This window comes from Anaerorhabdus sp., assembly GCF_036637135.1.
Lineage (GTDB): Bacteria > Bacillota_I > Bacilli_A > Erysipelotrichales > Erysipelotrichaceae > Anaerorhabdus.
Genome location: NZ_JAVWNC010000043.1, coordinates 1 through 19,812, shown reverse-complemented (window position 1 = coordinate 19,812; position 19,812 = coordinate 1). Strand labels below are relative to the sequence as shown.

22 protein-coding genes are annotated in these 19,812 nt (G+C 32.3%); 3 read left to right on the top strand and 19 right to left on the bottom strand.

The annotated features are described in order from the left end of the window. Positions 1–76 precede the first annotated feature (76 nt). Complete coding sequence (gene trpS, locus RR643_RS08435) at positions 77–1,066, top strand: tryptophan--tRNA ligase (RefSeq protein WP_332482943.1); 990 nt, start codon at positions 77–79, stop codon at positions 1,064–1,066. Between the two features lie 11 nt (positions 1,067–1,077). Here the strand turns inward: trpS and RR643_RS08430 are convergent, their stop codons facing one another. The 5 genes from RR643_RS08430 to RR643_RS08410 form a co-directional block, all read right to left on the bottom strand. Next, entirely contained in the window at positions 1,078–1,833 is a 756-nt protein-coding gene (locus tag RR643_RS08430) for a hypothetical protein (RefSeq protein WP_332482942.1), read from the bottom strand. Between the two features lie 98 nt (positions 1,834–1,931). Continuing rightward, entirely contained in the window at positions 1,932–2,795 is an 864-nt protein-coding gene (locus RR643_RS08425) for a YitT family protein (RefSeq protein WP_332469914.1), read from the bottom strand. After that, a complete protein-coding gene (locus RR643_RS08420; RefSeq protein ID WP_332482941.1) occupies positions 2,776–3,942 on the bottom strand; it encodes a DNA recombination protein RmuC in 1,167 nt (388 codons plus the stop codon). Before RR643_RS08420 ends, RR643_RS08425 begins: the two co-directional genes overlap by 20 nt. 30 nt (positions 3,943–3,972) lie before the next feature. Next, the gene (locus RR643_RS08415; RefSeq protein ID WP_332482940.1) at positions 3,973–4,428 is read right to left on the bottom strand and encodes a competence protein ComK; all 456 of its coding nucleotides are present in this window, start codon (positions 4,426–4,428) and stop codon (positions 3,973–3,975) included. Between the two features lie 77 nt (positions 4,429–4,505). Continuing rightward, positions 4,506–6,014, bottom strand: coding sequence for an IMP dehydrogenase (locus RR643_RS08410; protein WP_332469917.1), 1,509 nt, complete (start codon positions 6,012–6,014; stop codon positions 4,506–4,508). A gap of 105 nt (positions 6,015–6,119) precedes the next feature. Here RR643_RS08410 and RR643_RS08405 point away from each other — a divergent pair, with 105 nt between their 5' ends. Continuing rightward, positions 6,120–7,814, top strand: coding sequence for a proline--tRNA ligase (locus tag RR643_RS08405; RefSeq protein WP_332482939.1), 1,695 nt, complete (start codon positions 6,120–6,122; stop codon positions 7,812–7,814). Positions 7,815–7,868: 54 nt separating this feature from the next. After that, positions 7,869–8,900 (top strand): lipid II:glycine glycyltransferase FemX, encoded by a 1,032-nt coding sequence (locus RR643_RS08400; protein WP_332469919.1) that lies wholly within the window; start codon positions 7,869–7,871, stop codon positions 8,898–8,900. 31 nt (positions 8,901–8,931) lie between these two features. On the opposite strand, the gene RR643_RS08395 is transcribed toward RR643_RS08400, so the two are convergent. The 14 genes from RR643_RS08395 to RR643_RS08330 form a co-directional block, all read right to left on the bottom strand. Next, positions 8,932–9,387, bottom strand: a complete 456-nt coding sequence (locus RR643_RS08395; protein WP_332482938.1) for a pyridoxamine 5'-phosphate oxidase family protein — start codon at positions 9,385–9,387, stop codon at positions 8,932–8,934. 42 nt (positions 9,388–9,429) lie between these two features. After that, positions 9,430–9,954, bottom strand: a complete 525-nt coding sequence (locus RR643_RS08390; protein WP_332482937.1) for a biotin transporter BioY — start codon at positions 9,952–9,954, stop codon at positions 9,430–9,432. Then, positions 9,947–10,906: a biotin--[acetyl-CoA-carboxylase] ligase gene (locus RR643_RS08385; RefSeq protein ID WP_332482936.1), complete on the bottom strand. Its 960-nt coding sequence runs from the start codon at positions 10,904–10,906 to the stop codon at positions 9,947–9,949. The genes RR643_RS08390 and RR643_RS08385 overlap by 8 nt, the downstream gene beginning before the upstream one ends. Before the next feature lie 109 nt (positions 10,907–11,015). Next, the gene (locus RR643_RS08380; protein WP_332482935.1) at positions 11,016–12,773 is read right to left on the bottom strand and encodes an NADH-dependent [FeFe] hydrogenase, group A6; all 1,758 of its coding nucleotides are present in this window, start codon (positions 12,771–12,773) and stop codon (positions 11,016–11,018) included. 6 nt (positions 12,774–12,779) lie between these two features. Beyond that, complete coding sequence (locus RR643_RS08375) at positions 12,780–14,576, bottom strand: NADH-quinone oxidoreductase subunit NuoF (RefSeq protein ID WP_332469924.1); 1,797 nt, start codon at positions 14,574–14,576, stop codon at positions 12,780–12,782. Positions 14,577–14,585: 9 nt separating this feature from the next. Further along, a complete protein-coding gene (locus tag RR643_RS08370) occupies positions 14,586–14,948 on the bottom strand; it encodes a (2Fe-2S) ferredoxin domain-containing protein (RefSeq protein ID WP_332469925.1) in 363 nt (120 codons plus the stop codon). Further along, the gene (locus RR643_RS08365) at positions 14,945–15,499 is read right to left on the bottom strand and encodes an ATP-binding protein (RefSeq protein WP_332469926.1); all 555 of its coding nucleotides are present in this window, start codon (positions 15,497–15,499) and stop codon (positions 14,945–14,947) included. Before RR643_RS08365 ends, RR643_RS08370 begins: the two co-directional genes overlap by 4 nt. Beyond that, a complete protein-coding gene (locus RR643_RS08360; RefSeq protein WP_332469927.1) occupies positions 15,496–16,191 on the bottom strand; it encodes a PHP domain-containing protein in 696 nt (231 codons plus the stop codon). Before RR643_RS08360 ends, RR643_RS08365 begins: the two co-directional genes overlap by 4 nt. Continuing rightward, a complete protein-coding gene (locus tag RR643_RS08355; RefSeq protein WP_332482934.1) occupies positions 16,191–16,523 on the bottom strand; it encodes a DRTGG domain-containing protein in 333 nt (110 codons plus the stop codon). Before RR643_RS08355 ends, RR643_RS08360 begins: the two co-directional genes overlap by 1 nt. Continuing rightward, positions 16,510–17,700: a (Fe-S)-binding protein gene (locus RR643_RS08350; protein WP_332482933.1), complete on the bottom strand. Its 1,191-nt coding sequence runs from the start codon at positions 17,698–17,700 to the stop codon at positions 16,510–16,512. The genes RR643_RS08355 and RR643_RS08350 overlap by 14 nt, the downstream gene beginning before the upstream one ends. After that, positions 17,697–18,122, bottom strand: coding sequence for an ATP-binding protein (locus tag RR643_RS08345; RefSeq protein WP_332470244.1), 426 nt, complete (start codon positions 18,120–18,122; stop codon positions 17,697–17,699). Before RR643_RS08345 ends, RR643_RS08350 begins: the two co-directional genes overlap by 4 nt. Next, on the bottom strand, positions 18,109–18,468 hold the full coding sequence (locus tag RR643_RS08340; protein WP_332470245.1) for a hypothetical protein: 360 nt from the start codon (positions 18,466–18,468) through the stop codon (positions 18,109–18,111). Before RR643_RS08340 ends, RR643_RS08345 begins: the two co-directional genes overlap by 14 nt. A 2-nt stretch (positions 18,469–18,470) precedes the next feature. Beyond that, positions 18,471–18,971, bottom strand: a complete 501-nt coding sequence (locus tag RR643_RS08335; RefSeq protein WP_332470246.1) for an NADH-quinone oxidoreductase subunit NuoE family protein — start codon at positions 18,969–18,971, stop codon at positions 18,471–18,473. 2 nt (positions 18,972–18,973) lie between these two features. Beyond that, the gene (locus RR643_RS08330; RefSeq protein ID WP_332470247.1) at positions 18,974–19,705 is read right to left on the bottom strand and encodes an ABC transporter permease; all 732 of its coding nucleotides are present in this window, start codon (positions 19,703–19,705) and stop codon (positions 18,974–18,976) included. Positions 19,706–19,812 lie beyond the last annotated feature (107 nt).

Sequence of the window (19,812 nt, the reverse complement as noted above, 5' to 3'; positions counted from 1 at the left end):
GGGAACTTCATAAAGGTTCTTTAAATAATTTGTGTAACAAATCAATTTTCTTGTTTAGTCAAAGGAGGCTACAAAAATGAAAAAAATGTTAAGTGGAATTAAACCAAGTGGTCAATTAACACTAGGAAACTACATTGGTGCATTACGCAACTTTGTAAAGTATCAAGATGAGTATGAAATGATCGTATTCATTGCGAATCTACATTGTATTACAGTACCACAAGATCCAACTGAGTTAAAAAAGAATTTAAAAGATGCGATTGCTTTATATCTTGCGTGTGGATTGGATCCTGAAAGAAGTACGATTTTCTTGCAATCAGATGTTATGGAACATGCCCAACTTGGGTTTATTATGTGTTGTTCAACTTATATGGGTGAGTTAAATCGTATGACACAATTTAAAGATAAACAAGTGAAAGGTGAAACTAATTTAACCGGTGGTTTATACACATACCCTGCTCTTATGGCTGCAGATATCTTAATATATGATCCTGATTTTGTACCTGTTGGAGAAGATCAAAAACAACATGTAGAATTAACACGTGATTTAGCATTGCGTTTCAACAATCGTTATAACACTGAATTATTTAAAGTGCCTGAACCAATCGTACCAAAAGTTGGAGCACGTATTATGTCATTAAGTGAACCTACTAAAAAAATGAGTAAATCAGATAAAGGAGACAAAGGATGCATCCACCTTCTTGATGATTTAAATGTTGCACGAAAGAAAGTAATGTCTGCAGTTACTGATAACTTCGGAAAAGTAAATTATGACCCTGCAAATCAACCAGGGGTTTCTAATTTACTAGAAATTATGTCAAGTTTAACAGGAATATCTATTGATGAATTAGTAAAACAATTTGAAAACTCTGGTTATGGTGATTTTAAGAAAGCTGTTGCAGATGTTGTTGTAAGTGAACTAGAAAAAATTCAATCAAAATACAACGAAATCATGAAGAGTGGTGAAATTGAAAAAGTGTTAGAAGATGGTGCAAATAAAGCACGTTTAATGGCTCATAAAAAGTTAGTGAAAGTGCAAAAAAAGATTGGTATCGAAATTCGATAACCAATCTTTTTCTATGATTTTCTAAACTCTGTAAAACCTGAATCATTCTTCAAATAATTATGAATATTCATAGAACTTGAATTACTAAAGTTAGCCCAAAATAAATCTTCAATACGTTTTAAACAATCTAAGTTATCAACATAATAGACATGACTGAACATCATTGGTTCGCCTCTTACTTCACCTTTATAATCTGATTGTGTATATTCTCTTAAAATAGATTCTTGTTTAGCTAATTTTTCACTAGATTCTACTGCTATGTAAAATGATAATGATTTATCATATCGGATATCTTTATAATATGTTTCGATATCCTCTAAAAACTGATTTTGAAATACATATAATTCAATGTTATACCCTTCAAATATGTTTTGTATATCTTCTTTATATAATTCTGTTAACGCATAAGCATTGATAAATGCAAAGGGGTTAAGACCAGGTTTTTGATAATCCATTGACGTGTAATCAACAGGAGTATCTATACTAATATTTTCGACTCCAATATACTTTAAATTGTTCAGTTCAGCTAAAGTGGCAACATACTCAACTTTTGGATATGGATCAAAATCGACGGCTATTGTTTCTACATGAACATCAGTTCGATATTTATTCGTTAAATAGGTTTCAAAATTATCGACATTTGCGTATATTTCTTGAATTTCTCTAGGGATTTTTAAGTTGCCTTGATTCAATGAATTAAAATATTGAATGCATATTAAGGCACCTACAACTATTGTGAACGCAATAATCAGTCTATATCTTTTCATAACTTCTCCTTATATTTAAAAGGTTTACAACCGTAGTTTACTTTATGATATCATATCGTTTTTTCACAATCAAATAAAAAAAGAGTAAATACTCTTTCTTATTCTAGCGGCTTTTGGTAATAATTACCTACAATACGTTCACTATTCGCAACATTAATGAAAGCTCTTGGATCGGCTAATAAAATTGAATCCACAACTTCATTTACTTGATAAGCATTGATTGTCATAAACATAAAACATCTAGGTTGATGAGAATAAGCCCCTTCTCCCCAAAGCTTTGTAATACCATGGCGAGTATTTCTAAAGATGGCTTCACAAACTTCATCCGGTGTAGTTGTAATGATGTATAAGTTTTTCAACTTATACCGTGTATGTAATTCATTGATTATTTGTGTACTACAAAATTGAAAAATAATTGAGTATAATGCTTGGTTCCAACCAAATAATAACCCTGCAATTAATAAAATCGATGAGTTAAAGATGAATACATAATTCCATGTTGAAATATTAAAACGACTGGATGCATAGATTGCAATAAAATCTACCCCTCCACTACTTGCGTTATTTCGTAATGCGATAGACATTCCCAATCCACTTAAAATACCACCAAAAATTGTAATCAATAATAAATCTTGTGTGAGTGGAAATTGCGGCAAGATAGATGTAAATATACTAGTACAAGTGAACCAAAGTATTGAAAAGGTAATAAACATTTTTCCTACATATTTATATACAAGAATTGTTACAAGTATATTGAGTGAAAAATACAATATTGAAAATGAAATATCAATATTTAGAAATAATTTAGCTGCCCTTATAATTAAGAGCGATATACCTGAAAAACCACCCGGAAATAAGTTTCCTGCTTCTACGAATGCATTCATAGAAATTGAATATAATAATGATGAAAACATTACTATCGTTGTTAATCTAATAAAGTGTTTAATTTTCTTCTGATCCATCTTCACTTTCCCCTAAAAGTCTATGTATTGGCTTTTCCTCATCTAATTGGACAGATTCAATTTGTTTGAATCTTTTGATTATTTTATCACTAGTAATGCTTACTGATTGCATATCTTTATACGTTTTATCAAAATCTCGATTTACTGATAAGAATCTTTCTTGGAAACGTTCAAATTCCTTTGATAATTTAATAAATTCTTCTTGTATTTCAACCACTCGATCATTTCTTTCTTGCCCTAAATAGATGGCTTTTATCGCAGTAATGTATGCCATAAGAGTTGTTGGTGATACGAGGTATACCTTAGATTCATAGGATAATTGTATTAAATCATCGTAATGTCCATATATCTCTGCAAATATTGCCTCAGCTGGAATAAACATATAGGCTATTTCAGCAGTTTCTCCTTGTATTAAATATTTACTTTTAATATCTTTTATGTGTTTTGTAACATCTTTTCTAAACTCATTCTTAACTCGAATTAACTCTTGCGTTGATACATCTTCATCATACATGCGGTTGAAATTTTCCAATGGAAACTTTGAGTCAATCACAATTTCACCCAATGGTAAAGGCGCATGTATAACGCAATCCGCTATCGAACCATTGGATAGTTTTACTTGGCGAGAGAATCGTTTTTCATTATTACCAAATACACTTTCCAAAATTGAATATAATTCAATTTCACCATAAGTACCTCTAGTTTTTTTATCAGTTAAGACATTTTGTAGGCTTGTAATATTACTGGATAATGATTTTAAATTTTGTTGTGTCTCATCAATTCTTGCCATTTGTTCTAATATATTTGTGAATGCTTTATTCGTTCGATCAAAGCCTTGCAATAAACTTTCATTCACTTTCGTTTCAATATTTACTAATCGATTAACGGTATTCTCATTAAGTTGGTTGAAATCACCTTTCATTGAATTAACAATATTTGTTTGAAACAGAACTAAGTCTTGCATCATTTTGGTTTTTAGTTGATCCATTTCTTGAGATGTTTCATTTCGTGATTGTATCAGCGAATCTTTAATGAAGTAGCGTTGATTTAAGCTATTTTTACTCACAACAAAAATCAAGATACCAATACCCACTAGCACCAAGATAAATAAAAAGAGTAATAAATAAATCAAAATATCGTTGTTCACATAATCACCTAAGATATTATAGCATGTAAATTAGTCTAGAAATATGAATTTTCGTTGTATATCATGCAATTTCTTGACGTACTCATTTGATCTTTTGATTTGTTTTTTAATAATTCTAGCATCAACATTTAAATCATACTCATACCCGTTTCTAGTGATTAATAAACATGATTTTGAATTTAAGGTGACAATTTTATCAATATTTCGATATTGAATATAAAGACATTGTTCTGATTGGATAGACTGTGTAGGTAACAATAGAAGCAATTCCATTTCATTAATTAATATACATGGTTTTTGATGAACTTTACATAAATATGAGAAACTAGCTTGTCTTCCTTCAAGTGATGAACCATTTTCCAAACACCAAATTTTTATCCATTTAATTGGCTTGCCATTTAGTCGTTTTATTTCTTCCTTGTCTTTCATTAATACAGTTTCATTGGTTTTCGTATCATAATAAATCACATCACAATAAGTGTACATGTTAGTGCCCTTCCTCTCTATAAGAATTATAATGACTCTTATAAAATGACAAAAAAAATAACCCGCAGTTATGCGAGTTATTTATAGTTATCATTTGTTTTATCTTTTACAATGACATCATGTGCTCCACCTTCAACAATAGATGTTGCACTTACGAGTGTTAGTTTAGCTTTCTTTTGAAGTTCATCAATAGTAAGCGCACCACAGTTACACATTGTTGATTTAACTTTTGCAAGTGTTGTCGTAACATTGTCTTTTAATGGTCCAGCGTATGGAACATAAGAATCAACACCTTCTTCAAAACTTAATTTGCCAGCTCCACCTAAATCATAACGTTGCCAGTTACGAGCACGATTACTTCCTTCGCCCCAGTATTCCTTAACAAAGTTACCATTAATCATTAATTTATTTGTAGGAGATTCTTCAAATCTTGAAAAATAACGTCCCAACATTACGAAATCACTACCCATAGCTAATGCTAATGTGATGTGATAGTCATAAACGATTCCACCATCTGAACAGATAGGAATATATACGCCTGTCTTTTCAAAGTATTCATCACGTGCTTTAGCAACTTCAATGACTGAAGTAGCTTGACCGCGTCCAATACCTTTAGTTTCACGAGTGATACAGATTGATCCACCACCAATACCAACTTTAATGAAGTCAGCACCAGCGTTTGCTAAGAATTCAAATCCTTCTTTATCAACAACGTTTCCAGCTCCAACTTTTACACTGTCGCCATATTTGCTACGAATCCAATCAATCGTTAGTTTTTGCCAATCGCTGAATCCTTCACTTGAGTCAATACACAATACGTCTGCACCTGCTTCAACTAATGCAGGAACACGTTCTGCAAAGTCACGTGTATTGATACCAGCACCGACAACATATCTTTTATCGTTATCCAATAATTCATTTGGATTTTCTTTGTGTGAATCATAGTCTTTTCTAAATACTAAGTATACAAGATTTTGATTATCATCAATAATAGGAAGTGTATTTAATTTATGTTCCCAAATGATATCATTACAATCACTTAAAGTACTAGATACATGAGCAGTTACTAATTTTTCAAATGGTGTCATAAATTCAGCAACTTTTGAATCACCATGTAAACGTGAAATACGGTAATCACGGCTTGTAACCATTCCTAATAATTTACCATTTGCACTACCATCATGAGTTACAGGCATCGTTGAATGCCCTGTCTTGTCAAGTAGATCCAATACATCATTTAATGTTTGGTCAGGTGTTAAGTTCGAATCACTTCCTACAAAGCCAGCTTTATAATTTTTAACTTTGGAAACCATCATCGCTTGAGATTCAATACTTTGAGATCCAAATATAAAAGCAACGCCACCTTCTTTAGCTAATGCAATCCCCATGTTTTCACCTGAAACAGATTGCATAATTGCACTTACCATGGGTATATTTAATGAAATTGCAGGTTCTTCACCTTTTTTAAATTTAACCAGTGGTGTTTTTAAACAAACCTTGCTTGGTACACAATCACTACTTGAATAGCCTGGTACTAACAAATATTCACTGAATGTGTGACTTGCTTCGTTGTAATAAAATGCCATGAAATGACTCTCCTCCTTAATTTAATTTATGTAATTATAGTTCAAATTATCTTTTAAGTAAAGGCATTTTGATATATAATCATAGAGATAGTGAGGAAAGAGAATATGAAATTAAAAAATAGTTTCTTTTATACTTTAAGAGAAAATGGTAAAGATGAAGATTCAAAAAGTAGTAACCTACTTGTTCGCGCAGGAATGATTAAGAAAAGTTCTGCAGGCGTTTATATGATTCTTCCCTTAGGGTATAAAGTTCTTAACAATATTACCGGAATTATTCGTGAAGAAATGAACGCAACAGAATGCCAAGAATTAATCATGCCAGCACTTATTCCTGAAGATGTTTATGTAGCATCAGGACGTCGTGATGGATTTGGTAAAAGTATGTTTTCATTAAAAGACAGATTTGCTAAACCATTTGTATTGGGTCCAACACATGAGGAATTATTTGCGATGGCTGCACAAATGAAGATTAGATCTTATAAAGATTTACCCTTCTCTTTGTATCAAATACAAACTAAATTCCGTGATGAACCACGCCCTCGATTTGGATTAATTCGTGTTCGTGAATTTATCATGAAAGATGCCTATACTTTTGATCGCGATGAAGCTGGTTTGGATGTTGCTTATGCTAAACAATTCAATGCATACAAAAAAATATTTGATCGTTTAGGTCTTGACTATAAAATTGTAAAAGCAGATACAGGAGTTATGGGTGGTTTATTATCCGAAGAATTTCAAGCTGTAACTGATATTGGTGAAGATATCCTGGTTTTATGTGATCAATGTGATTTCGCTAGTAATATTGAAGTAGCGCAATGTGTAGTAGATGAAAACCCGACTACACTTGAACAAATGAAATTAGAATTAGTTGAAACACCTAATGCAAGAACAATCGAAGAAGTTGTTGATTTCTTAAAACAACCTGCAAGTAAATTTGTTAAGACTTTGATTTATCAAGTTGATGATAAAGTAGTTGCTTGTATGGTTAAAGGAAATCGTGAAGTAAATGAAACAAAATTAAGAAAACTTTATAATGCCTTAAATGTTGAACTAGCGGATGCTGAAACTGTAACACGCGTTACCAATGCAGCTGTTGGATTTGCAGGTCCAATCGATATTAAGTGTGAATTAGTCATGGATAATGAAGTAAGTAAGATGCATAACTTTATTACAGGTGCTAATAAAACTGGATATCATTATATTGGAGTTAATATATCGGATTTTAATCCTACTCTTGTTTCAGATATTCGTAATATCCAAGAAGGAGATACTTGTCCTCATTGTGGTGGTAAAATTTACTTTAAACATGGTATTGAAGTTGGAAACACATTTAAATTAGGTACTAAGTATTCAAATGCTTTAGGTCTAGAATTCTTAAATGCTGAAAATCAGTTACAACCAGTTTGGATGGGTAGTTATGGAATAGGACCAGCACGTTGTATGGCTGCTATTGCTGAGCAATATGCAGATGAAGATGGTTTATCTTGGCCAATGTCAATTGCTCCTTATAAAGTAGCTGTTGTCCTTATCTCGATAAAAGATGAAGTGCAAACTGAACTTGCAAATAAAATTTATGATATGTGCCATGCCAATGGTATCGAGTGTTTACTCGATGACCGTGATGAAAGACCTGGAGTTAAATTCAAAGATATGGATTTAATTGGAGTTCCTGTTCGAATAACTGTTGGTAAAAAAGCAATTGAAAATATTGTCGAATGTAAAGTTAGAGGTCAACAAGATATTACAGAAATACATTTTGATGAATTATTAACTGAATTAAAAGATATGACTGAAGAATAAGGGAAATTTCCCTTTTCTTTTGTATGCTATAATAGATAAAGTGAGGAGAGTACAATGGAATTCAAACAATTAACATCTTCTGAATTTAATAAGTTTAGTTATCATTCAAATGAAAATAGCATCTTTCAATCTGAATCGTGGGCTAGACTTAAATCGAATTGGACTCCCTATTATTTAGGTGTAGTCGAAAATAATGAGATAATTGCTGGATGCTTAATTTTATGTCGTTCTGTCCCTTTTGGGTTTAGTTTTGCTTATGCACCACGAGGACCAATTTTAGATGTGCACAATGCAAAGTTACTTCAATTCTTCTTATCAAACATAAAACAATTTTTAAAAGCAAAAAAAGTATTACTTGCAAAATTCGATCCTAATCTTGTTATTGGTAATTTTTCATTTGATGAGAAAGATCAAGTACCAACTGCACAAAATAATAATTTAATTCAAAAATTGGAATTTGTTGGTTTGAGACATTGTGGGTATACTCTTTTGATTAAAGATACAATTCAACCTCGGATTCAACTTGTTTATCCGATTGAAACAATCTTCGATGAGCGTATTCCATCTAAAACTTTAAAAAAAGTACGTGCTAGTATAAAAAAAGGGGTCGTTATTAAAGAAGAACATGATTCAAAAAGTTTAGTAGCAATGGTCCATTGCACTGAACAAAGACATCAAATAAAACTACGTAATCAAAAATACTTTGATGATATCCTCGCCGCATTTCAAGATAATGCTTGTGTCTTAGCCTGTTATAATGAGGATACATTACTCAGTGCATGTCTATTGGTTAAAAGTAAAGATACAACTGAAATTCTCTACTCAGGATATGATGATACCTACAAACAATTCAATTCTACTTATCCTTTACGTTATGAATCAATACGTTGGGCTAAAGAACATGGATGTTCTGAATTCAGTTTTGGAGGAGTAGAAGGAACACTCGATGATGGATTAACGATGTTTAAGTCAAGTTTTAACCCTCTTATCCATGTTTTTATTGGAGAATTTGACTTATTGCCTATTCCAATTTTAAGTAAAATTACTCAATTACTTTACCCATTATTAAAAAAATATATGAATTAAAAAAACATATCTACGAAGGATATGTTTTTCTTTACTCACCTTTATATTCAATTAGTAAATGTGTTTCTTCCAACAAATCAAAAATTTCAATAAATGGAGTATTTTCTTTATAAATCCATCTTTCAATTCGAATCGGAGTTATTTCAAACAACCTTTCATTTTCTAAGTGTGAATATGCAAGAAATGATTTCTCAAACATCTTTTTGAATACTTCACAAAATTTAGGATATTCACTTGGTTTTCCTAACTCAACACAACTTCCTTCAATTTGAATATTCTCAATACATAATGAAACATTTGGATTTTGAATGAGTTGATTGTATTTTCTAAATGTTTTATCAGTTTGAAAGTAAAATTTACCTTCCATTTGAATAATACTCATCATTCGAGATGAAACTTTATCTTGATAAGACGATGATAAAACCATTATCTTTGAACCATTAAATTCTCTATAAAACTGATTTAAGTATTCTTCTATCATCTTCATTACCTTTAACCTTTTTCAAATTATATCACAGAAGTTGAAAATTCAAATACGTTTACTTAATAGATATCGTTTTGCTAATAAAGTTGCAAGAATTGCTTTAATCATATCTCCTGGAATAAATGGTATTACACAATATACAAGAGCTAGTGGTAGAGCAGTTTGTGTAATTATCATAAACCAAATTGTTCCAAAGATGTAACAACCTAATGTTCCAATAATACATAGTATTAAAACAGTTTGTAGAGAAAATTTTAATTTTTGCATGCCGTAACTAATAAGGATTGCATCCAATAAGTATCCAAGTATATACCCTCCTGTAGGACCAAAGAGCACTTGAGCACCTCCAGAAAAATTTGAAAATACGGGTAAACCAATGAAACCAAGTGCGATATAAACTAAAACAGTTAATATTGCATATTTTGGTTTTAATACTATACCTGCAACATGAACAGCAAGCAATGCTAGGTTAATTGGCACCATAGGCAATGGTATTTGAATTTGTGAACATATAGCGATTGCACCTGCAAGCAGTGCACATTGGATTAATGGTTTTGTTTGATTATTCATGGTTTATTCTCCTTAATGATATTTCACCAGAGTTCAACATTATTTTTTCACCCTGCTTTGTTTCTACGATTAATTCTCCATCATCTGTAATTTCTAATACTTTTGCATATCCAGAATAACTACCAGAGATGAAGACTTCTCTATTGATCACGATACTATTAGAACGATAATGTGAAACAATATCTAATTTTGATTTGGTTGTATTGATCGCAAAATTATTTATTATTTCAGCAACAAATAAATTTTTATCAAAATCATCACTTATATTTAAATCTGTAATAATTGATTTTAAATCATTTGGTATCTTTGATAATTTTAGGTTAATACCAATACCAACCACAACATATTTAAATGACTTAGATTCAAAATCAATAGCTGCTTCAGTGAGAATACCTACTACTTTTTTATCATCGAGAAACAAATCATTTACCCATTTAATTCCTAAATCTATGTGACAATATTTCTTTACAGCATCATACACCGCTATTGCAGCATTCATGGTGATTAAATTTACATCATTGAGTTGAATACTTGGTCGAATAATAAACGACATATACAACCCTCCAAATGGCGAATAGAAGGCTCTTTCAAATCTTCCTCTACCCTTTGTTTGGTTTTTTGATAAGATAAGAGACCATTCAGGTTCATTTAATTCTGCCATTTGTTTTGCAATTGTATTTGTAGATTCAATCGTTTCATAGACGACGACATGCGAACGATTATTTGGATTTAAGTGACTTAAAGTAGCTTCAGCATTAAATTCTTTACTTTCTTCCAATATAAAATAACCCTCATTTGGTTTTCCTTGTATTAAATGACCTTCATTTTTTAATGAATTTATAGCTTTCCAAATTGCTGTTCTCGATAAATTTAATTCTTTTGCGAGAAATTCTCCCGATATAGGTTTATTGGAATGTCTTAATAGACTATATACTTTTTCTTTTGTACTCATTTTCATCACCGTTATCTAGAATACTTCTTTTCTTACCTAATGTCAACCATGTATCATCTATGGTTAACAATACAAACAAAAAGAAACCAGTGAAAACTGGTTTCCTAAGCTATATCGTAAATTTCTCTTTCTTGCTATAAGTTGTGTGTAATAATTCATGTGATTTATGTCCACATGGTTCTCCTAAGTAATTCTTATACAATTGTTGTATTTGTTCATTCTCATGAGACTTTCTTATAGCACAATCTAAATCTTCATCATATAACGTTTTAGCACGTAGATTTTTAAAGTTATTCATCGTTTCAGTATTTCTTACTACAGCTGGAACAATTGATTGTCCTCCACCATTTATACATCCACCAGGACATCCCATAATTTCTATAAAATGATATTTTGATGTACCATTTTTAATTTGTTCAAGTAATCCTTTTGCCATTGACATAGAGCTTGCAACTGCAATATTCACATCAATTCCTGCAACTTGTAATGAAGCTTCTTTAATACCATGCATACCGCGTACTTCTACAAAATCAATTGTATCAAGTGGTTTATTTTCAAGAATTTCTTTAACAGTACGAAGTGCTGCTTCCATAACACCACCAGTAGCACCAAAGATAACACCAGCTCCTGAATATTCACCAAACATATCTTGATCAAACAATTCATCTTCAAGATTATTGAAATCAATACCATACATCTTAATTAAGCGTCCGCATTCTCTTGTAGTTAATACTGCATCGACATCTTGAATATCTGAAATGCGATTTTCAGGACGAAGAATTTCTGTTTTCTTTGCAGTACAAGGCATAATAGAAACAACATAAATATTTCGAGGATCAATTCCTTTTGTTTTTGCATAATATGACTTAATAATAGCACCTAACATCATATGAGGACTCTTACAAGTACTTAAATGATCTAATAAATCAGGATATTCTGATTCAATGTATTTAATCCAGCCCGGTGAACAAGATGTAAGCATTGGTAATGTACCACCTTTTTGGACACGTTCAATAAATTCAGTACCCTCTTCCATGATTGTTAAGTCAGCACCAAAGTTTGTATCATAGACACGATTGAATCCACATCTTCTTAATGCAGCTACCATTTTACCTGTAACTCGTGTTCCAATAGGATAACCAAATTCTTCTCCAAGAGATGCACGAACAGCAGGTGCAGTTTGAACAATTACGTGTTTATTAGGATTATTTAGTGCCATAAAAACTTCGTGAATATCTTCTTTTTCAGTTAACGCACCTACTGGACAAACATTGATACATTGTCCACATTGCATACAGTTAACTTCTGCAAAACTCTTATCAAATACAGGACCTACTTTTGATTCAAATCCTCTTCCTTGGAATCCTAAAATACCAAGACCTTGATACCATTTACATGCAGCTACACAACGACCACACAACACACATTTGCTTGTATCACGAACTACTCCTGGTGATACTTCATCATAGGTTGGTTTTGAGTGTTTGCCTTCATATCTGTTTTCTCGAATATTCAAGTCACTTGCAAGTGATTGTAACTCACAAGTTTGATTGCGTTTACAACTTAAACAATTCTTATTATGATTTGACATCAACAGTTCAACAGAGTTACGTCTACCTGCTAACGCTCTTTCAGAGTGTGTGAATACTTCCATCCCTTCACTTACCGGATAGTTACAAGAAGCAGCTAAATTCTTAGCACCTTTAACTTCAACTAAACAAACACGACATGCCCCTGTTTTGTTTAATCCTTTTAAATAACACAATGTAGGTATTTTAATACCTGCTTGGTAGGCAGCTTCTAAGATGGTTGCTCCAGCTTCTGCTTGAACTGGAATATTATTTATTTTTAAGTTAATCATTGCCATAAATTCTTATCCCCTTTCAATCGCTTGGAAGCGACATGTAGTGAAGCAAGCGCCACACTTAATACATTTGGTTGTATCAATTACATATGGTTCTTTACCAGGAACACCCGATATAGCACCTACTGGACATGTTTTTGCACACATACTGCACTTACGGCATGTATCTGGATTAATTTTGTATTGAAGCAATGCTTTACATACTCCTGCTGGACATTTTTTATTAACAACGTGAGCAATATATTCATCTTTAAATTGTGAGAGTGTAGATAGAATAGGATTTGGTGCTGTTTGACCTAATCCACAAAGAGCTGTTTCTTTAATACTAATACATAAATCTTCCATCTCTTTTAATAATTCAAGAGTACCTTCACCTTTACATATTGTTTCTAACATTTCAAGTAATCGTTTTGTTCCAACACGACATGGAGTACATTTACCACATGATTCATCTACAATGAAATCCATATAGAAACGTGCAACGTCAACCATACAGTTATCTTCATCTAATACAATCATTCCACCAGAACCCATCATTGATCCTAATGATATTAAGTTATCAAAGTCAATTTTTGTATCCAAGTGTTTATCTGTTAAACAACCACCTGATGGTCCACCTGTTTGAACTGCTTTAAAATTCTTATTATTTGGGCATCCTCCACCAATTTCGTAAATAACTTCACGAAGTGTTGTACCCATTGGAATTTCTACTAAACCAGTGTTCGCAATTTTACCACCTAATGCGAATACTTTAGTACCTTTTGATTTTTCTGTACCAATACTTGAGAACCATTCTGAACCAAGTAAAATAATTTGAGGCACATTTGCGAAAGTTTCAACGTTATTAATAATTGTTGGTTTTCCCCAAACACCAGATACCGCTGGGAATGGAGGTTTCGATACCGGCATACCGCGTTTTCCTTCAATGGACATAATCAATGCGGTTTCTTCACCACAAACGAATGCACCAGCTCCTAAACGAATTTCAATATCAAAGCAGAAATCTGTGCCAAAAATATTATTTCCAAGTAATCCATATTCCTTAGCTTGTTCAATCGCAATTTTCAAACGATCTACAGCAATTGGATATTCTGCACGTATGTAAACATATCCTTGTTGAGCACCTATTGCATATCCTGCAATAGCCATTGCTTCAAGAACAGCATGTGGATCTCCTTCAAGAATAGAACGATCCATAAATGCTCCTGGATCTCCTTCATCCGCATTACAAATTACATATTTATCCCCTTTAGGTTGATCAGCAGCGAATTGCCATTTCAATCCAGTTGGAAATCCTCCGCCTCCTCTTCCTCTAAGTCCTGATTTCTTCATTTCATCAATTACATCTTGAGGTGTCATTTCTGTAATTGCTTTACCAAGTGCCATATAACCATCTTTAGCTACATATTCTTGTATATCTTCTGGATTAATTACACCACAATTTTTTAGTGCAATACGTTTTTGTTTCGAATAGAAACGAATACTATCGATATCAAAAATCTTTTCTTTTGTTTCTTCATCGATATCTGTCATTTCCAAACGTTCTACTTTTCTACCTTTATACAAGTGTTCACTAACAATTGTTTCAACATCAACAACAGCAACATGATTATAAAATACCTTGTCTGGATAAATCGCAACAATAGGTCCTTTTTGACATAAACCAAAACATCCAGTTTTAATAACTTTGACTTCATCTGTTAAATTATATTTTTCTAATACTTCATGAAATTTTTCAACAACAAGCATTGAATTTGATGATGTGCACCCAGTTCCCGCACATACAAGTACATTTATTCTTTCCATAGTTATCTCCTACTTCACACTATCTATTGTGTATTCGTCAACACGTTCACCTAAACCAACATGTCGACGTAAAATAATTGCGGCTTTATCTGGATTTACATGAACATAAGTTGTTTTATTACCTTCACGATCAAAAATTTCTATAATTGGTTCATAAACACATAAACCAATACATCCAGTTTGTGTTACTACGCAAGAATAATTATTTTTTGATGCTTCTTCCACAAGACGATTTAAAACAGGACGAGCTCCTGCAGCTATACCACAAGTTGCCATACCTACTACAATACGATAATCCTTATCGCCATCACGCATATCGACCTTTTTTAAAGCTTCTTCTCTCATTTTCTTTAAATCTTCTAAACTTTTCATAACCGATTCTCCTTCGCAAGTTGTATGCCTTGATTAATATATTCTCTAATCCATAGAAGAATATCAGGTTCAAGAATACTTACACCCTCAATCTTTTCTTTAACTTCTTTGGATTCAAAGACAAATTTTTGTGTATCTGTTTCATATACAAAATAGAAATCAATCTTTTCATTCGCTTGAATACTGCACATCATCATCTCACCCAAATCACCTATAGCCGGTGTATCCCAATGATTTCTCTGCACAGTAGCAATGATTGTAGTTCCTACTTTTTCTTTTGATGTAATCGTAAATGATCCATTACATTGTTCCGTTAATCCTTTCATGAATGCAACTCCCAATCCTACTTTACGCGTTGTACGTGAAGTTTGAAATGGACTTGTAACATGCTCAAGGGTTTCTTGACTCATACCTTTACCATTATCTTGAACTTTGAATTGATATTTATTTTCTAAATAACTATCTTTGATATAGACTTCAATAAATGATGAATTTGCATGAATACTATTCATAATTAATTCGAGAATTTGCATAGCGCAATCTTGCATCATAATGTTTTCCCCCAAAACAATTCGAATTCGTTCAAACTCATTGCGTTCTCTGGTTCACTAATATCAATTAATTGATGTGCATCTGAATTAATAAACCAAGTCGTTTCTTTCATCCATGGATGTTTCTCTTTCACTGTAATCATTTGATTTAGATTTTTTACTTCTAATCCATCAAATTCACAGTCTTCAGGAATAAATCCAAGTTGATGAGTAACACTATTAACTCTATCCAATACATGAGCTAAAACAGCTTTACCATGACACGTATGAACTTGTGTTATAGTTTCATTCAAACTTGCATTGAGTGAGTTAATAAGCAAATATTCTTCGTAGCCTATCACCTGATCAAATTCATTGCATAAGATTTGTTTACCAAAAAACTGTTCATTATTCTTAACATGATTTGTTTTTGAATCGATCCACAATTGAAACTCTTTACAATCTTCTTGTTTCAAGAAATAGCAACAAACATGGACTTCTTCGCTGGTTTGTATCTCAACGCCATACATCATTTTTATACCAATTGTGTCACATACTTTTTTGAATACATCTTGTTGTTTCATCGAGTTATGATCACATATTGCAATATAGTTTAATCCCTTCAACATTGCCATTTGAGCAATATTATTTGGAGTCATATCATCATTACTACAGGGTGATAAGCAACTATGAATATGAAAGTCGTAAAACATTATAAACCAAGTTCAATTAACTTTCTTGTACATTCATAGGATGAGGAATTCGTTGTGATTATCGCAAGATTTTCTTCTTTGGCTTTCGCTAAGACATCATCTGGTACACTCACTTCATCAGCTATGATGACACAACTAAACTCAAGCAAAACAGCTACCGCGATTACATTGATGTGAGACTGAACAGTAATCCAAGCTTGACCTTGTTCACCTTTTCCCATCACCCAACTTAGAAGATCGCCTACATAAACACCAGTAATCTCTTTTTGCATTGAATCATCTGTAGAAATATTATTCCACCCTGTCTTTTGAACCAATTCACTTACTTTCATTTTGTTTTACCTCATTGCGATGGATACGACAATCTTGTATTGTCTTTTTCCCTGTCGCTATTTCTTCTGCCATAATACGACAACTTGCAAATCCACAAGCTCCACAATCATATCCTGGAAGCTGTTCAAGCTGGTCATTTACTTTTGAAAAGAAAACTAGTCTTTCCTGAATACTACGCATGTCATTGACATCATCGATGGTACTCTCACCATAAATTTCTTCAAAAGGTAAATTGGAAATTGATTTCTCTTTAACATTGCATAATTGATGAATATTATTCTTTGTTAAATAACTATTGCCCCAAAGTAAATTACCTCCAAGACAACCATTAAAACATGGGAATAATGTCAACAAATCAAATTCACTTAATAGTCCAAATTCGGCATGTTCTAAAATATTACATACTTTATCAAAGCCATCAGCTACCAAATGATTCTCTGCAATCATCATCATTGCAGGATTACAACTTTGTAATCCTTCTTTGCATAAACTAATTGGTAATTTTCCTTTACCCATGTTTGCTTTAATGATTGGGAAAATATCAACAATTGCTAAAGCATGATCTACTTCGAACTGAGAATTACCATAAGGATATTTTGCAAGATTTAATTTCGCGATACATTCACAACAATTAAAGATTCCTACTTTTCCTTTATCTGTGCATCTCTTTCTTATTTGTCTTGCTGCAATTTCACTAGCGTAATCAATCGCAGTAATACTACTTAGTAACATTGGAAACTTAACTTCAATTAATTTATTGATTACAGGACAAAACGAAGAAATTAAGCTCTTACCATGTTCTATTTCAGAAAGTAGGATTGCTTCTTTTGTAATTTGTCCTTCAATATCACTTATATCAATAACTTCATCAAAACCTAACATTTTGATTGCATAAAATAATTCTTCTACTTGTTCATGTGTTTTATAATCACTAATCATTGAACTTGGTACCAAACAAACAGTGTAGTCATAGTTGCTAATATCAACTAGAGTACTACCCTTTGATTGTAATCCTTGATTTAAGCAAGCATCTAAACACTTACCACAATTAATACAACGACTATGATTAATATGAACACGATCTTTTTGTATAAACACTGCATTGGTTGGGCATGCTCTTAAACACTTCATACACTTGACACATTGACTTAATGTATAGGTAACTACACTTCTCATTTGATAACCATAAAACCAATTGTTAAGGTCGTTCCTTCTATTGATGTTTGAATGTCAAAATGATCTGAAACGCGTTTAATATTAAATAATCCCATCCCTGCTCCAAAACCCAATTGTCTTGCTTTTTCATTTGCTGTTGACCAACCAGGTGTTAATGCTTTTTCGATATCCGGTATTCCTGGACCTGGATCTTTAAAGACAAGCGTTAGTTCACCATTATCTTCAAGTGTACATGAAATTGTTCCACCCCAAGCATGTATAATCATATTGATTTCAGCTTCATAACTTGCTACCGCAACTCTTCTTAAAATATCTCCAGGTATTCCTATTTGATTTAATGATTGTTTAATTTGGCTAGATACTTTTCCTGCATTTGCATAATCATCACGTTCTACAACAAACTGTCGGTTAATCACCTGCATGTAATCCCTCTTGAAAGAGTATACCTGAAGCTTCAAACATGGAATAATTTGTTGAAAATACATTGAACCCCATTTCCATTGCTAGTTCCAGTACTTCTTCATCTAATTTCTTTCCACGAACGTAAATGATTAATTCTAAATCCAACATTTCTGCTGTTCGAAGTGATTGTGCATTGCATAAGCCAGTAAGTAAAACTGTTTGATCACAAGAGTTGTTGATCATCGCAAGCGCATCGCTCATTAAATCAGTTGCGAATACATATTGATAATCCTTGTTCATGAGGTTCTGATTCCACACTCCCAAGGCTGTCGCATTTAATTTTTGAACGATTTGGTTTGCTAACATGATTAAGCCCCTATCGGTTTTCTTTCAGAATCTAAAATGGATTGAATGATTTCTGAAATGATTTTTGATGAATCTGCATTTCCATATACTTTCCCATCAATAATAACAACTGGTGCTAATCCACACGCACCTAAACAACGAGTAGCATCAAGTGAGAATAAACCATCATCACTTGTACCATTAACAACTGCACCCGTCATATTAATAACATCATTAACTAAGTTTTGTGCTCCTTTAACATAGCACGCTGTACCCATGCAAACGTTTATGATATGTTTGCCTTTTGGTTCTGTTGTAAATTGTGAGTAGAATGTAACAACACCATACACTTCAGCAACCGATGCATTTGATGCATTAGCGATTTTCTCCATTGCTTCAAAAGGTATGTAACCAAGTTCGTGTTGAACATCATGCAACATAAGTTTAATTGGTCCTAAACGACCCTCATGTCTTGCTACAATCTCATCGATTTGACGAAGTGATTCAGCGTTTAACTTTTCCATAATTAACCTCCATTTGATTTTTTATTTATCAATTGATTGAAAATCCAATCAATTATAAAACAAATACAGATGATTACAATTGTCCAAGCAAATAAACCTGTTGTATCTAAATTAAGTCGAGCAATATGCAATTGTCTACCAATTCCTGTTCGAACTTGTCCAAGAATTTCTGCCATTACAGCAACCTTGAAACCTAATCCGAATGCCATCTTGCTTGAACTTAAAATAGTAGGTATTAACATGGGTATTGTTTTACTACGTGTTAACTCAAAAAAAGATTCGGGATATATTCTCGCAATATCTTTTAACTCTTGTGGTTCATTATCCATCGAAAACAAGAAGTTGTTGTAGAATATTGGAAATAGAATAAGGAAACAAATAACACTTACACTTTTCTCTGAACCAAGCCAAACTAATGTTATGACGATATAACTAATATTAGGAATCGATTTAGTAAGTAATTGAATTGGTTCAAACAAAGTTCTAAATACTTTGGAATGATTTGAAATGATAGATAAAATCAACGCAATGATAAATGATATTCCAAATCCAATACACACACGTACAATAGTTTGAAATACACTTTGATAAAAATTTTGTGTTGTAATAATTTGCAACAAATATTGTAGAACATCAATTGGATAAGGAATAAGTATATCATTATGAACAACCACAGATAAAACTTGCCATAATAATACAAGTATCAAAACTGTAATACCGTGTTCCTTTTTCATGTTATCACCACATTATCAACACTTTAATATGGATTAATTATATCATTACCAGTGTTAAAAAAATAGACTTTTTTCACAAGAAAAAAAAGTGATTGCTCACTTTTTAC